A 15,120-nucleotide genomic window follows, 5' to 3' on the forward strand; every position below is an offset into this window, starting at 1 on the left:
ATATTAGTCTTCAATTTTTTTGAATAAAACGCAAGCGTTGTGTCCGCCAAAACCAAAAGTATTACTCATCGCCACATTAACTTCTCTTTTTTGGGCTTTATTTAAAGTCAGGTTCAAAGAAGGATCAATGTTTTCATCAACCACTGTATGGTTAATTGTTGGAGGAACAATACCGTGTTTCATGGCTAAAATAGACGCAATCGCTTCAATCGCACCGGCTGCTCCCAGTAAGTGACCCGTCATCGATTTGGTTGAATTGATGTTGATGTTTTTTGCATGAGCACCAAAAACGGCACTAATTGCTTTCAACTCGGCTACATCTCCAAGCGGTGTTGAAGTTCCGTGTGTATTGATGTGGTCTACTTGTTCCGGTTTCATTCCGGCATCGCGCAATGTATTTTGCATAACCGCAATTACGCCAATTCCTTCAGGATGTGGTGCTGTTAAGTGATAGGCATCTGATGACATTCCGCCGCCACCGATTTCACAATATATTTTCGCGCCACGTGCTTTGGCGTGTTCATATTCTTCTAAAACTAAGGCACCGGCACCTTCGCCTAAAACAAATCCGTCACGGGTTGCATCAAATGGTCTTGAGGCTGTTTCGGGACTGTCATTTCGGGTTGATAAAGCTTGCATAGAGTTAAATCCGCCCATACCTGCAATAGTAACAGCCGCTTCTGAACCACCTGAAATGATGACGTCACACATTCCTAAACGAATGTAATTGAAAGCATCAATCAAAGCATTGGCAGAAGAAGCACAGGCAGAAACAGTAGTATAATTTGGTCCCATAAACCCATTTCGCATCGAAATGTGAGCGGGAGCAATATCGGCAATCATTTTAGGAATAAAGAAGGGATTGAATCTTGGCGTTCCGTCTCCGGCTGCATAGCTCATTACTTCTTCTTGGAAAGTTTCCAATCCGCCAATTCCGGCACCCCAAATGACCCCAACTCTGTGTTTGTTCACATTGTCATTGGTAATTCCGGCATCTTTTATGGCTTCTTCACTAGCAGCAATGGCATATTGTGCAAATTTGTCCATTCTGCGAGCTTCCTTGCGGTCCATAAAATCTTCTATGTTGAAGTTTTTGACTTCGCAGGCAAATTTTGTTTTGTGTTTTTCAGTATCGTAATAGGTAATCGGAGCGGCACCGCTTTTACCGTTTACCAGTGCATCCCAATATTCTTCAATAGAATTCCCTATTGGGGTTAATGCTCCTAAACCTGTTACTACAACTCGCTTTAATGACATAATGTGTTTTTTACAATTGTATTTAAACAAATAATACCCATGTTTTCTTCAAATTTAATCATTAAAGAGACAAGGGTATTTCAATATTTTTAGATTGAATATCAATCAAGATTTATTCTTTTCAGTAAAAATAATAAAAACCCGTGAAAAACTTACAGATTCTTCACGGGTGATTTATTTATTATTTTTTTGCTTCTTCGATGTAAGAAATAGCTTGACCTACAGTAGCAATGTTTTCTGCTTGGTCGTCCGGAATTTGAATATCAAATTCTTTTTCGAACTCCATAATCAACTCAACAGTGTCTAATGAATCAGCTCCTAAATCGTTAGTGAAGCTAGCTTCTGTTACAACTTCGTTTTCGTCAACGCCTAATTTGTCTACAATAATCGCTTTAACTCTTGATGCAATGTCTGACATAATTTCTAAATTTTAATTTTAAATTGTTGGCAAAAATAAAAAACTTTATTTTATAACAACCTTTTTGTTACTAAATATGACTACGAAAGTAAAAAAATAATTTCAAAATCTTACATTTTTATGATTTAAAATCGCGTAAATATCCTTTTTTTTGTACTCTAAATTTTTGCGGAATAAATGAAAAAAATTGTGCTGTTCGCTTCCGGAAACGGTTCTAATGTGGAGAATATTATTTGGTATTTCAAAAACAGTAATGTGCTTTCTGTAGTCGGAGTGCTTACTAACAATCTGCATGCCAAAGTTTTAGAGAAAGCACAAAAGCACAACATTCCGACTTTTGTTTTCAATAAATCTGAACTAAATGAGGGATTTGTTTTGGATAAAATAAACGAATTGCAGCCCGATTTAATCGTTTTGGCGGGATTCTTACTCAAATTCCCTGATCACATTATCTCAAAATACCCCCATAAAATCATCAATATCCATCCAGCTTTATTACCAAAATATGGTGGCAAAGGCATGTACGGGATGCATGTACACCAAGCCATTTTAGAAAATAAAGAAAAAGAAACCGGAATCACCATTCATTACGTTAACGAACATTATGACGAAGGTGAATTTATTTTTCAAACTTCGGTCAACATCGAAGATTGCAAAACTCCGGAAGAAATAGCTGTTAAAGTTCATGAACTGGAACACCAACATTTTCCGAAGGTTATCGAAAAACTCCTAATCCCTAATCCCTAATCCCTTTTCAATTGAGTCACCAAGTCCATATTTACACCGACGGCGCTGCCAAAGGAAATCCCGGAAACGGTGGTTATGGCGTAGTGATGGAAATGGTTGGCACCAATTATCGAAAAGAGTTTTACGAAGGTTTTCGCCATACGACCAACAACCGAATGGAATTACTGGCAGTTATAGTAGGTTTAGAAAAACTCAAAAACCCTAATATGAAAGTCTTGGTGATTTCCGATTCGAAATATGTTGTTGATGCCGTCGAGAAAAAATGGGTTTTTGGTTGGGAAAAGAAAAACTTCGCCGGTAAAAAAAATCCTGATCTTTGGATGCGTTTCCTCAAAATTTATCGCCAACATCAAGTCGATTTTAAATGGATTAAAGGCCACAATAACCATCCGCAAAACGAACGTTGTGATGAATTGGCGGTTTATGCTTCAGGATTGGAGAAACTCTCTGTGGATACTTTTTATGAAAGAGAAGAAGGAAAATTGTTGTAAAACTTTAAACCTTAAACCATTTTAAACTTTTAAACTAAAACCCTATCTTTGCACCTTTAATTTGAATCCCTAAGAATGAACAAATTACTTATAGTAGGAACAGTTGCTTTTGACGCTATCGAAACGCCATTTGGCAAAACTGACAAAATATTAGGCGGTGCCGGAACTTTCATTGGTTTATCGGCCTCGCATTTTAACTTACAATCGGCCATTGTTTCCGTTGTTGGTGACGATTTTCCACAAGAATATATTGATTTATTAACAGCTAGAAACATTGATGTTTCAGGTTTGGAAATCGTAAAAGGCGGCAAAACGTTCTTTTGGAGCGGACGTTATCACAACGACATGAACTCGAGAGATACTTTGGCTACCGAGTTGAATGTATTGGCTGATTTCAATCCAATTGTTCCGAATCATTTTAAAGATGCCGATGTAGTAATGTTGGGCAACTTGCATCCTGTAGTACAAACGGGAGTTTTGAATCAAATGACCCAAAAACCAAAATTAGTAGTTTTAGACACTATGAACTTTTGGATGGATTGTGCCTTACCAGAATTATTAGACGTAATCAAACGTGTTGACGTTATTACTATCAATGATGAAGAAGCGCGTCAATTATCCGGAGAATATTCTTTGGTTAAAGCGGCAGCCAAAATTCATACCATGGGACCAAAATACGTGGTAATTAAAAAAGGAGAACACGGTGCGTTGATTTTCCATGATGAGCATATTTTCTTCGCTCCGGCTTTACCATTGGCTGATGTTTATGATCCAACCGGTGCAGGCGATACTTTTGCAGGTGGTTTTGCCGGATTTATTACCCAACAGGGCGATATTTCTTTTGATACCATGAAAACCGCTATCATTCAAGGTTCCAACTTGGCATCTTTTTGTGTAGAAAAATTCGGGACTGAGAGAATGCTTTCACTGACAAAAGAAGAAGTGAACGAGCGATTGAAACAATTCAAAGCTTTAACACAATTTGAAATAGAATTACAATAACTTTATGCCTCGAAACTTCGGGGCATTTTTTATTATAAAATACACGAAACAAACAACTTACAACAACACAACAACAATTATGAGCGACGCAATTAAACACGAATGTGGAATCGCCCTTTTAAGATTAAAAAAACCGTTAGCATTCTACAAAGAAAAGTACGGTACGGCTTTTTACGGCATACAAAAAATGTATCTGTTAATGGAAAAGCAACACAACCGCGGACAAGATGGCGCCGGTTTTGCTTCGATTAAATTTGATGTCGAGCCCGGAGAAAGATACATCAGCCGCGTGCGCTCGAACAAAGCGCAACCGATTCAGGATATCTTTGCCCAAATCAACGAAAGAATTAATGAAGAGCTGTCTTTGCATCCCGAATACCAAGACAACGTTCAATTGCAAAAAGACCACATTCCTTACATAGGCGAATTGTTTTTAGGACATGTTCGATACGGAACTTTTGGCAAAAACAGCCTTGAAAGCGTTCACCCTTTTCTACGTCAGAACAACTGGATGCACCGAAACCTTATTGTTGCCGGAAATTTCAATATGACTAACGTAACCGAGCTTTTCAATAGTTTGGTAGAATTAGGCCAACATCCAAAAGAAATGGCAGATACAGTAACCGTTATGGAAAAAATAGGTCATTTCCTCGATGATGAAGTAACCGATTTGTACCAAGAATGTAAAAACAACGGTTTGTCTAAAAGAGAAGCCTCTCCGGTAATTGCCGAAAAATTAGACCTTGCTAAAATATTAAAACGCGCTTCTAAAGGTTGGGATGGCGGTTATGCCATGGCCGGATTATTAGGTCACGGCGATAGTTTTGTGTTCCGCGATCCTGCAGGAATTCGTCCGGCTTATTTTTATGAAGATGATGAAATTGTAGTCGTTGCTTCTGAAAGACCGGTGATTCAAACTTCTTTCAATGTGCCATTCGAAAAAGTACAAGAATTACAACCCGGTCATGCTTTAATTATCAAGAAAAACGGGAATGTTTCTCAGCAAGAAATCATTACACCTACAATTAAAAAAGCTTGTTCGTTTGAACGGATTTATTTTTCTCGTGGCAGTGATGCCGAAATTTATCAAGAGCGAAAAGAATTAGGAAAATTGATTTTACCCGCCGTTTTAGAATCAATTGAAAATGATACTGACAATACCGTTTTCTCATTTATTCCGAATACTGCTGAAACTTCTTTCTACGGAATGGTGGAAGCTGCGAATGATTTTTTGAACCAAAGAAAGAACCAGTTCATTTTGAACAACCGTAAAACATTAACCAAAGAAAAACTGGAAGAAATCCTTTCGGTCAAAATCAGAACGGAGAAAATTGCCATTAAAGATGCCAAACTGAGAACCTTTATCACCGAAGACAGCAGTCGCGATGATTTGGTAGCGCACGTTTACGATGTGACTTATGGCGTAATCAAACCAACAGATAACTTAGTCATCATAGATGACAGCATTGTTCGCGGCACTACTTTGAAGAAAAGCATTTTAAAAATGATGGATCGATTGAATCCAAAACGCATTGTTGTGGTTTCTTCTGCACCGCAAATTCGTTATCCGGATTGTTACGGCATTGACATGGCCAAATTAGAAGGCTTAATTGCTTTCCAAGCGGCAATTGAATTATTAAAAGAGCGAAATCTTTATAAAATTGTAGACGATGTTTACAAAAAATGTAAATCACAAGAAAAATTAAAAGATGCTGATGTGGTGAATTATGTAAACGAAATCTATGCACCGTTCAGCGATACCGAAATTTCGAACAAAATAGCAGCTTTGCTGCATCCGGGCGATATCAATGCCGAAGTAAAAATCATTTTCCAAACCGTTGACAATTTACATATCGCTTGTCCGAAAAATCTAGGGGATTGGTACTTTACCGGTGACTATCCCACTGCTGGAGGTAACCGTGTTGTAAACAAGGCATTTATGAATTTTTACGAAGGGAAAGATGCACGTGCTTACTAAAATTTTAACATTTTTTGTCTTTAAACGATTTTTGATGCAGTTCATCTGAATTTTTTGTTTTAAAATTGTTAATCAACTTACATTTGACTTTACCATAGCATTAGTAGGTTAAGTTTATGGTAGATTTGGGGCAAAAAGGGTGAAAAGAAATTTTCACCTTTTTTATTTTCTACCCTCTTGAAATCCAACACCAAAGACCAATCTTTGATAAATCAACAAAAAAGGATTTTAACGATTAAAATAGCTATTCGTCTATTTTTTTTTTAAAACACATACTTTCTCCTATACATTTGAAGTACCATAGCATTAGTAGGTTAAGTTTATGGTAGATTTGGGGCAAAAAGGGCGAAAAGAAATTTTCGCCTTTTTTATTTTCTACCGGCCTGAAAGTCACTAAAAAAACAGATTTCACTCTCATTTGCCTATCATTCCAATATAATTTCATTAAAAAAGCACGATATTCTATTTGATGTTATTAGATTTGCGTTACCATAGTATTTAGTGTAGGTTAAGTTTATGGTAGATTTGGGGCAAACAGGTGGAAGCAATTCCGCCTGTTTATTTTTTATACCATTACCAAATAAAAAACCGATTGCTTTCACAATCGGTTTGTCTTATAAAAACTTTTACTTTTTATTTTTCTGTAGCATATAATCTGGCCACTTCTGTCCAGTTGATTACATTAAAGAAAGCTTCAATATAATCTGGACGACGGTTTTGATAGTGTAAGTAGTAAGCGTGTTCCCAAACATCCATTCCTAAGATTGGAAATCCGCCACAAGCTGTATCAGGCATCAAAGGATTGTCTTGGTTTGGTGTAGAACATACTTCCAACTTTCCTCCTTTGTGTACACAAAGCCAAGCCCAACCAGAACCGAAACGTGTAGCACCGGCTTTGGCAAATTGCGCTTTGAACTCTTCAAACGATTTAAAATCTCTTTCAATTGCTTCAGCTAATTCGCCTGTTGGCAATCCGCCGCCATTTGGCGACATTACTCTCCAAAACAAATTGTGGTTGTAAAATCCGCCACCGTTATTTCTAACGGCTGCATTTTTCATATCTAAATTGATTAAGATATTTTCAATAGTTAAACCTTCCAAATCTGTTCCGGCAATAGCTGCGTTTAGATTAGTTGTGTAAGCATTGTGATGTTTTGAATGGTGTATTTCCATCGTTCTGGCATCAATATGTGGTTCTAAAGCATCGTATGCATAAGGTAATTGCGGTAATTCAAAAGCCATGGTTATTGTATTTAAAGATTAATATTTGATGTTCAAATTTATAAATTATAAATCGTTTTTACTTATAAAATTCACACAATCATTTATAACATTTCAAAAAATCATACTTCAACATATTGCAGTTTTCGTTCTAATTGGTAAGACAATAAGACACATAATAGAATCAAAGTAATACTGATATATCCTAAATAATTGTAATTGTGAATAGAGAATTTAGCATCGCTGTAAGTTATCCAACCGCTCATTAAAGAAGCGAAACCCGTTCCCAACGATTGTACACAAGAATTCAAACTCATAAAACTGCCTCGGGTTTGACTGGTTACGGCTTGGGTAATCATGGCTTGTCCGGGAACGGTTCTTCCGGTGGAGGAACTAAACCAAAATCCAAAAATACCCAACACGATGAAAAGTTGCCAATGCGGCATATTAGTTATCAGTACCACAAAAAAGGTTGAAATCACTGCAGCCCAAACAAAAACGGTTCTTTTCCCGTAGCTGTCAGCTAATTTCCCTATAATTTGAGCAGAAATCAACGAACAAATTCCGCCAACCAAATAAATCAAAGGCGTGTATTCTTGAGGTACTCCAACATTATAAACCAAATACGGGTTAATTAACGGCACTATGATAAAATGACCCGTAATCAATAAAAAACTAAAGCCTAAAGCGGTAATTTGGGCTTGGTTGCTAAAAATAGCATAGAAATTGGAGATGCGCTCCTTCAATTTTACCGGATTGGTCAAATGCGCATTGACATTGGGCACAAATCGAAATAAAAACGGCAACAACAATACCCCAAAAATAGCTACTACTAAAAAAGGATAATACCAATCGTACGTATTGGCCAAAAATAATCCAAACGGTACTCCAATTACGGAAGCCAAAGCAAATCCGCCCATTAACATGCCCATTGCTCTGCCGCGACGCTCATACGGAATAACATCGGCAATAATACTTAAGATTTGCGCACTGATTAAACCACCAAAAAGCCCTGTAAAGGTTCTGGCTAAAATCATCGAATAAGTGCCAAAGGCAAAAGCACAAGCAAAAGTTCCGATTAAAAATCCGGAATACCCAAAAAGCAACAATTTTTTTCGGTCGAATTTATCGGCAAAGAAAATGGCAAAAAAAGCACTCACAAAAGCCGCCAAAGAATAACTAGAAACAATAATAGAAAACTCAGAAGTCGTCAAATTCCATTTGGGCATCAAAATATTCCCCAAAGGCATCATGATCATAAAATCGAGTATATGGGTAAAATTGAGCAACGCCATGAGTGCTACCAAAATAACTTCATTTCTTTTCAAAGCATTACATTTTAATGATGCCGCAAAATTACGGATTGAAAAATTCCTTTTTCTTAATAAAGAATTAATTAATTACATTAGTAGCATAAATAAAAACTATCGTTTCCATGTTTGATTTACAACCCAAAAATCTGAAAAACGAACTTATTCAATTGATTCCGTTGCAAGAAACAGATTTTGAGGAATTGTATGCCATAGCTTCTGATCCTTTGGTTTGGGAGCAACATCCAAACAAGTTGCGATACCAAAGAGAAGTTTTTCAGAATTATTTTGAAGGCGCAATGTTATCCAAAGGCGCCTTTTTAATTCGCGATACTAAAACCAACGAAGCAGTTGGCAGCAGTCGGTTTTATGACTTTAATGAAAAGGAAAACTCCATTCTAATCGGCTATACTTTTATAGGGCGAAAATTTTGGGGCAACGGTTACAATAAAGCTTTGAAAAAAATCATGCTCGATTATGCTTTTCAGGAGGTAAATAAAGTGTATTTCCATATTGGCGCCCATAACATTCGCTCGCAAAAAGCCATTGAAAAAATCGGTGCCATTAAAGTGGATGAATTTGAAGTCGAATATTATGGCGAAGAGGCTAAGTTGAATTTTGTTTATTTAATCCAAAAAAACTAATGCAGAAAACTGCTTTCTCTATCTACGACGCATCGGCCGGTTCGGGCAAAACTTATACTTTGGTTAAAGAGTATTTGAAAATTATTCTCTTATCCAAAAAACCAGATGCGTATCGGAATATTTTGGCTATTACGTTTACCAACAAAGCCGTTCACGAAATGAAAAGCCGTGTTGTGGAAAGTTTATCGGAGTTTGCCAAAGAAAAACCATCTGACAAAGCTTTGCAATTAATGCAAGACATTCAATTGGAAACTGGTTTATCATTGGCCACCATTACTGAAAAAGCGAAAAGCATCATCAAAAACCTGATTCACAATTACGCTTCGTTTGATATTTCTACCATTGACAAATTCACACACAAAGTCATTCGTGCTTTTGCCCACGATTTGAATTTGCCGATTACGTTTGAAGTCTCATTGGATACTGAAAACCTATTGACCGAAGCCGTCGACGCCATTATAGCCGAAGCCGGAAACGATGAAACCTTAACCAACTTGTTGGTCGATTTCACGATGGAAAAAACCGATGACGATAAATCTTGGGACATTTCACGCGAAATCATGGAAACCGGAAAACTGATTCTAAACGAAAACAATCGTGAAGAAATCACCCATTTTCAAAACAAAACCATCGCCGAGTTTATAGAAATCAAAAACAAACTAAAGGAACTCTGTGAGCAATTAGAAACCGAAACTGTGGCATTGGCTTCGGAAGCTTTGCTGTTGATTGAAAAAAAAGGAATCGATATTAAGTCTTTTTCTAGAGAAACTTTTCCAAACCATTTGAAAAGCATCGTTGACAAAAAATTCAACCCAAAAAATAAAACCTTTCATCAATTTGAAGATATTGCCATCAACAAAACCGCTTCAGACCGAACAATCATCGAAAGCATCATTCCCGATTTACTCGAAATATTAGCTTCGATTTATATAAAATTCGAAAAGAAAAATTTCTACGAAGCGTTTCTCAAAAACATCACGCCGCTTTCGTTGCTGAATACGGTAAGTAATGAATTGGGCAAAATTCAAAAAGAGCAAAATATACTTTCGATAGCGGAATTCAATAAGTTAATCAACGAGCAAATTCAAAACCAACCGGCGCCATTTATTTACGAGCGTTTGGGAGAAAAATACCGAAACTTTTTTATCGACGAATTTCAAGATACATCCGAAATGCAATGGCAGAATTTGATTCCGCTGATTGACAACGCGCTTTCGAGCGAAGATTTGAACGGTGAACAAGGTTCGCTTATGATTGTAGGCGATCCGAAACAGTCGATTTACCGTTGGCGCGGCGGAAAAGCCGAACAATTTATCGAACTCAGTAAAGACAAAAATCCTTTTGTCAATCCGGATAAGCAGTTATTTTCTTTGGGAACCAATTACCGCAGTTACTCCGAAATCATTGATTTCAACAACCAACTCTTTGGTTTTCTATCCAATGAATTTGCCCATGAAGATTACAAAGATTTGTACCAAAACCACAGCCATCAACAATTCAATACCAAAACGGGCGGTTATGTGAATATTGCTTTTGTACCAAAAGTCGAAAAAGCAGACTTCGATGAAGAAGAAAATGTAGCCAAAAACGAACTCTATTTACAAGCCACTTTAGCCACGATTGAAAAAGTAAAACAAAACGGTTTCCGCTACAAAGACATCGTTATCCTAACCCGAAAAAAAACTCACGGAACAGAAGTCGCCAATTATTTAACCGAAAACGGCATTCCGATTTTGTCTTCTGAAAGTTTGTTGCTCGGCGCTTCGTCGGAAGTACAAGGTGTCATTCAGATTTTGCGCTATCTGAAAAACAATAACGATTTACAATCGAAAGCGAATTTCCTGTACTATTTGGCTTCGCAACAAGATCAATTACCGATTCACGATTTCATTGCGCAAGGCATGGAACAAAAGTCGGAACCCGAATTTCAAAAGTGGTTAACGACATTCCAAATTGATTTCTCTTTCCAAAACATCCGTAAAAAATCGCTTTACGAAGCCACCGAAATCATCATTGCCAAAGTCATTCCGATGCACAAACGCAATGCTTACATTCAGTTTTTCCTCGATTTGATTTTGGAACACGATTTAAAAAAACAAGCCGGGATTTCGGATTTTCTTGCTTATTGGGACAATAATTCCGAGAAACTCAGCATTCCGTCGCCCGAAGGCAATGATGCCGTTCGCATTATGACGATTCACAAATCGAAAGGTTTGGAGTTTCCGGTGGTGATTTTTCCTTTTGCCGAAGAAGATTACAGCAAAGGACCACGTGAAAAAATGTGGCTCAACGCCGATGAAGCAATCACGGGTTTACCCAAAGCATTAGTCGATAAAAGCAGTAAAGTAGAAGGTTATGGCGAAGAGGCGAATGTAATTTACCAACAAAAGAAACAGGAAGAATTGCTCGACAATATTAATGTGTTGTATGTCGCATTAACGCGTGCCGAAGAACAGTTGTATATCATTTCGGGCATGCAAAGCAGAAGCAAAACTACTGGAGAATACCCAAATAATATGGCGACGTTTTTTATCAAATTCTTAGAAGATAAAGGGTTTGACGAAAGTAAATTCGACTATTCATTTGGCGAAGCCAAAAAACTATCCGAAACCAAAGATACTTTAGACGAAACCGAAACCATTCCGCAATTGGCAGCCACTTTGAATCCGAAAAACATCAAAATTGCCCAAAAAGAAAGTCTGATGTGGAACACGCAACAGCAGAAAGCGATTGAATTCGGGAACATTCTTCACGAAATTTTATCGTTCGTCAAAACCAAAGACGACATCGATTTGGCCCTAACCAAAGCCATCGAAAACGGATTGATTGTCGCTTCCCAAAAAGCAGCAGTCGAGCAAACGATTCAGCAAGTCGTAACGCATCCCGATTTATCTTCTTATTTCGCCATCGGCAACAAAATACTAAACGAAAAAACCATCATTCAAAAAGAAGGCAACTTGGTCAAACCTGATAGAATGGTCATCAATCAGAACCAAGAAATCTATTTACTCGATTACAAAACCGGAGCACACCAGGCCAAATACACTACGCAATTGGAAAACTATCAGAACGTCATTGAAAAAATGGGTTTTAAAGTAACTAAAAAAGCCTTGGTTTATATTGGGGAAAGCTTGGAAATAGTAAATTTGTAATCTCAATTACAGCTAACAGCTAACAGCTAACAGCTAACAGCTAACAGCTAAACATCAAACACAAACTAAAATTCATAAACTACAACATGTACGGGAAAATTCAACAACACTTACAAAATGAACTCAATACCATTGAACAAAACGGTATTTTCAAAAGAGAACGCATCATCACTTCGCCACAAGGCGCGGAAATTACAGTCAACGGCAAAACAGTTTTGAACTTTTGTGCCAATAATTATCTCGGTTTGTCCTCACATCCTGAGGTGATTCAGGCCGCTAAAGATGCTTTGGATTCTCATGGATTCGGAATGTCTTCGGTGCGATTCATTTGCGGAACGCAGGATATTCACAAAACTTTAGAAAAAAAGATAGCTGATTTTTACGGAACAGAAGACACTATTTTATATGCAGCAGCTTTTGATGCAAACGGTGGTGTTTTTGAACCATTGTTAGGAGAAGAAGATTGTATTATTTCAGACAGTTTAAACCACGCTTCTATTATTGACGGTGTTCGTTTGTGTAAAGCAGCGCGTTACCGCTATGAAAATTCCAATATGGAAGACTTGGAAAACCAATTGAAAAAAGCGGTAGAGGCCGGACATCGATTCAAGTTAATTGTAACCGATGGTGTTTTCTCTATGGACGGATTAGTAGCGCCATTAGATAAAATTTGTGACTTAGCCGATAAATACGATGCTTTAGTAATGGTCGACGAATGTCATGCGGCCGGTTTTATTGGAGCAACAGGAAAAGGAACGATGGAAGCCAAAGGCGTAATGGGTAGAGTGGACATCATTACGGGAACACTCGGAAAAGCTTTAGGCGGCGCCATGGGCGGATATACCACTGCGAAAAAAGAAATTATAGAGATTTTGCGTCAACGTTCGCGTCCGTATTTGTTCTCCAACTCATTGGCTCCGGCTATTGTTGGTGCGTCTATCAAGGTTTTTGAATTGTTGGAAAAAGACACCACACTTCGAGATAAATTGGAATGGAATACCAACTATTTCAAAGAAGGAATGAAAAAAGCAGGTTTAGATATCATCGACGGTGATTCAGCGATTGTACCGGTTATGCTGTATGATGCCAAATTATCTCAAGTAATGGCCGACGAATTACTGAAAAAAGGCATCTATGTAATCGGGTTCTTTTTCCCGGTTGTTCCGAGAGACAAAGCCCGAATCAGAGTCCAACTTTCTGCTGCACATACCAAAGAACATCTTGATCAAGCTATAAAAGCCTTCGAAGAAGTGGCAAAAGAACTCCGTATTATCTAAAGAAGTAGTGATAGTTCTACGGTACAATGTTAATTGTTCTACAAAAAGAGCAAAGTTTATTGAATAATTATCATCAGGTTTTTAAAATTTACCGAATTCATTATATAATTTCCATATTTTAACAATAAGATTTTGATATTATAGTAATAGGTATTACTTTTGTTCTATTATAATTATTATAATTTAATCAATTTAAGTATGAAACATCTTAACAAATTATTCGTTGCTATGCTAATGTTAGCTGGTTTAAGCTCTCAAGCTCAAGACGGCAACAATCCTTGGGCAGTATCGTTTGGGGTTAACGCGGTAGATACCAGAGTAAGTGCTGCATCAAAATTAGAAGATCAATTTTCTCAGTATTTTAATGCTACAGATAACTGGAATATTCTTCCTACTGTATCATTTGTAAGCGTATCCAAACACATTGGCGGTAATTTCACATTTGGAGTTACAGGTTCGATGAACAAAATCACTAAGTTCGTTTTACCAAGAGTTAATAACGGACCTTACGAAGTAGTTAATCCAGGCGATTTAAACTATTATGCATTAGATGGTGTTATCACCTACAGTTTGATGAATTTAATTAATTCTAAAAAACTTGATCCATCTATCAATTTTGGTGGAGGTTACACTTGGCTTGGTGACGAATCTAGCGCAGGTACTTTAAATGGTGGTTTAGGATTAACTTATTGGTTTACTGAAAACATTGGTTTATCTTACCGTACAACATACAAACATTCTTTCGAAGATTCACGCGCTGACATGCCTTCTCACTCACAACACTTTGCAGGTTTAACTTTCAAATTTGGAGGTTCTGACAAAGACGGTGACGGTATTTATGACAAAGACGATGCTTGTCCGGAAGAAGCTGGTTTAAAACAATTCAACGGTTGTCCTGATACTGACAGTGACGGAATCGAAAACAGTAAAGATGCTTGTCCGGAAATTGCCGGTCCTGCTGAATATAACGGTTGTCCTGATACTGACGGTGATAAAATCGCTGACAATGTTGATGCTTGTCCAGAAGTTGCCGGTTTAGCTGCTTTCGGTGGTTGTCCTGATACTGACGGTGACGGAGTTCAAGACAAAGAAGATAAATGTAAAGACGTTAAAGGTCCTAAAGAAAATGGCGGATGTCCTTGGCCAGATAGAGATGGTGACAAAGTATTAGACAAAGATGACAGATGTCCGGATGTAGCTGGTACTGTGGCAAACAATGGTTGTCCTGAAGTAACTGAAGAAGCTATCAAAAGATTGAACGACTATGCTAAAACTATCTTATTTGATAGCGGTAAAGCTTCATTCCAACAACAAACTTACCCTGTATTACAAGCTATTGTAGCTATCTTGAAAGAGTATCCAAACTCTAACTTCTCAATCGAAGGTCACACAGATAGCGATGGTAAAGATGCTGCTAACCAAACCTTATCTGAAAACAGAGCTGCTGCAGTTAAAAACTATTTAATTGAAAATGGTATTGCTGCTTCAAGATTGTCTTCAGCTGGTTTCGGAGAGTCTAAACCAATCGATACTAACAAAACTAAAGCTGGTAAAGCTAACAACAGAAGAGTTGAAGTGAAATTAGTAAAATAATTTCTTTCCAAAATATTTCTAAAAAACGCT

12 protein-coding genes are annotated in these 15,120 nt (G+C 37.4%); 8 read left to right on the forward strand and 4 right to left on the reverse strand.

The annotated features are described in order from the left end of the window. Nucleotides 1-3: 3 nt before the first annotated feature. Complete coding sequence (gene fabF, locus P7V56_RS01680) at nt 4-1,257, reverse strand: beta-ketoacyl-ACP synthase II (protein ID WP_171221405.1); 1,254 nt, start codon at nt 1,255-1,257, stop codon at nt 4-6. Between the two features lie 181 nt (nt 1,258-1,438). Further along, nucleotides 1,439-1,675, reverse strand: coding sequence for an acyl carrier protein (locus P7V56_RS01685; protein ID WP_007137004.1), 237 nt, complete (start codon nt 1,673-1,675; stop codon nt 1,439-1,441). A gap of 177 nt (nt 1,676-1,852) precedes the next feature. On the opposite strand from P7V56_RS01685, the gene purN reads away from it, so the two are divergent. The 4 genes from purN to P7V56_RS01705 all read left to right on the forward strand — a co-directional run bounded on the left by purN (nt 1,853) and on the right by P7V56_RS01705 (nt 5,893). Continuing rightward, a complete protein-coding gene (gene purN, locus P7V56_RS01690; protein WP_171221404.1) occupies nt 1,853-2,422 on the forward strand; it encodes a phosphoribosylglycinamide formyltransferase in 570 nt (189 codons plus the stop codon). A gap of 11 nt (nt 2,423-2,433) precedes the next feature. Further along, nucleotides 2,434-2,913 (forward strand): ribonuclease HI, encoded by a 480-nt coding sequence (gene rnhA / locus P7V56_RS01695; RefSeq protein ID WP_171221403.1) that lies wholly within the window; start codon nt 2,434-2,436, stop codon nt 2,911-2,913. A 75-nt stretch (nt 2,914-2,988) separates the two neighbouring features. Then, nucleotides 2,989-3,915, forward strand: coding sequence for a PfkB family carbohydrate kinase (locus tag P7V56_RS01700; protein ID WP_171221402.1), 927 nt, complete (start codon nt 2,989-2,991; stop codon nt 3,913-3,915). Between the two features lie 79 nt (nt 3,916-3,994). After that, nucleotides 3,995-5,893: an amidophosphoribosyltransferase gene (locus tag P7V56_RS01705; RefSeq protein ID WP_171221401.1), complete on the forward strand. Its 1,899-nt coding sequence runs from the start codon at nt 3,995-3,997 to the stop codon at nt 5,891-5,893. 633 nt (nt 5,894-6,526) lie between these two features. Here P7V56_RS01705 and P7V56_RS01710 read toward each other — a convergent pair. Both P7V56_RS01710 and P7V56_RS01715 read right to left on the reverse strand, forming a co-directional pair. Beyond that, entirely contained in the window at nt 6,527-7,135 is a 609-nt protein-coding gene (locus tag P7V56_RS01710) for a superoxide dismutase (RefSeq protein ID WP_171221400.1), read from the reverse strand. 101 nt (nt 7,136-7,236) lie between these two features. Next, complete coding sequence (locus P7V56_RS01715) at nt 7,237-8,442, reverse strand: MFS transporter (protein ID WP_171221399.1); 1,206 nt, start codon at nt 8,440-8,442, stop codon at nt 7,237-7,239. Nucleotides 8,443-8,549: 107 nt separating this feature from the next. Here P7V56_RS01715 and P7V56_RS01720 point away from each other — a divergent pair, with 107 nt between their 5' ends. The 4 genes from P7V56_RS01720 (at nt 8,550) to P7V56_RS01735 (ending at nt 15,090) form a co-directional block, all read left to right on the forward strand. Continuing rightward, the gene (locus P7V56_RS01720) at nt 8,550-9,068 is read left to right on the forward strand and encodes a GNAT family N-acetyltransferase (protein WP_171221398.1); all 519 of its coding nucleotides are present in this window, start codon (nt 8,550-8,552) and stop codon (nt 9,066-9,068) included. Then, the gene (locus P7V56_RS01725; RefSeq protein ID WP_171221397.1) at nt 9,068-12,220 is read left to right on the forward strand and encodes a UvrD-helicase domain-containing protein; all 3,153 of its coding nucleotides are present in this window, start codon (nt 9,068-9,070) and stop codon (nt 12,218-12,220) included. Before P7V56_RS01720 ends, P7V56_RS01725 begins: the two co-directional genes overlap by 1 nt. Nucleotides 12,221-12,306: 86 nt before the next feature. Beyond that, entirely contained in the window at nt 12,307-13,497 is a 1,191-nt protein-coding gene (gene kbl, locus P7V56_RS01730) for a glycine C-acetyltransferase (protein WP_171221396.1), read from the forward strand. Between the two features lie 198 nt (nt 13,498-13,695). Next, the gene (locus tag P7V56_RS01735) at nt 13,696-15,090 is read left to right on the forward strand and encodes an OmpA family protein (RefSeq protein WP_171221395.1); all 1,395 of its coding nucleotides are present in this window, start codon (nt 13,696-13,698) and stop codon (nt 15,088-15,090) included. The last annotated feature ends 30 nt before the right edge of the window (nt 15,091-15,120 follow it).

Origin of the sequence: Flavobacterium sp. IMCC34852, from assembly GCF_030643905.1 — a bacterium.
Taxonomy (GTDB): Bacteria; Bacteroidota; Bacteroidia; order Flavobacteriales; family Flavobacteriaceae; genus Flavobacterium; species Flavobacterium rivulicola.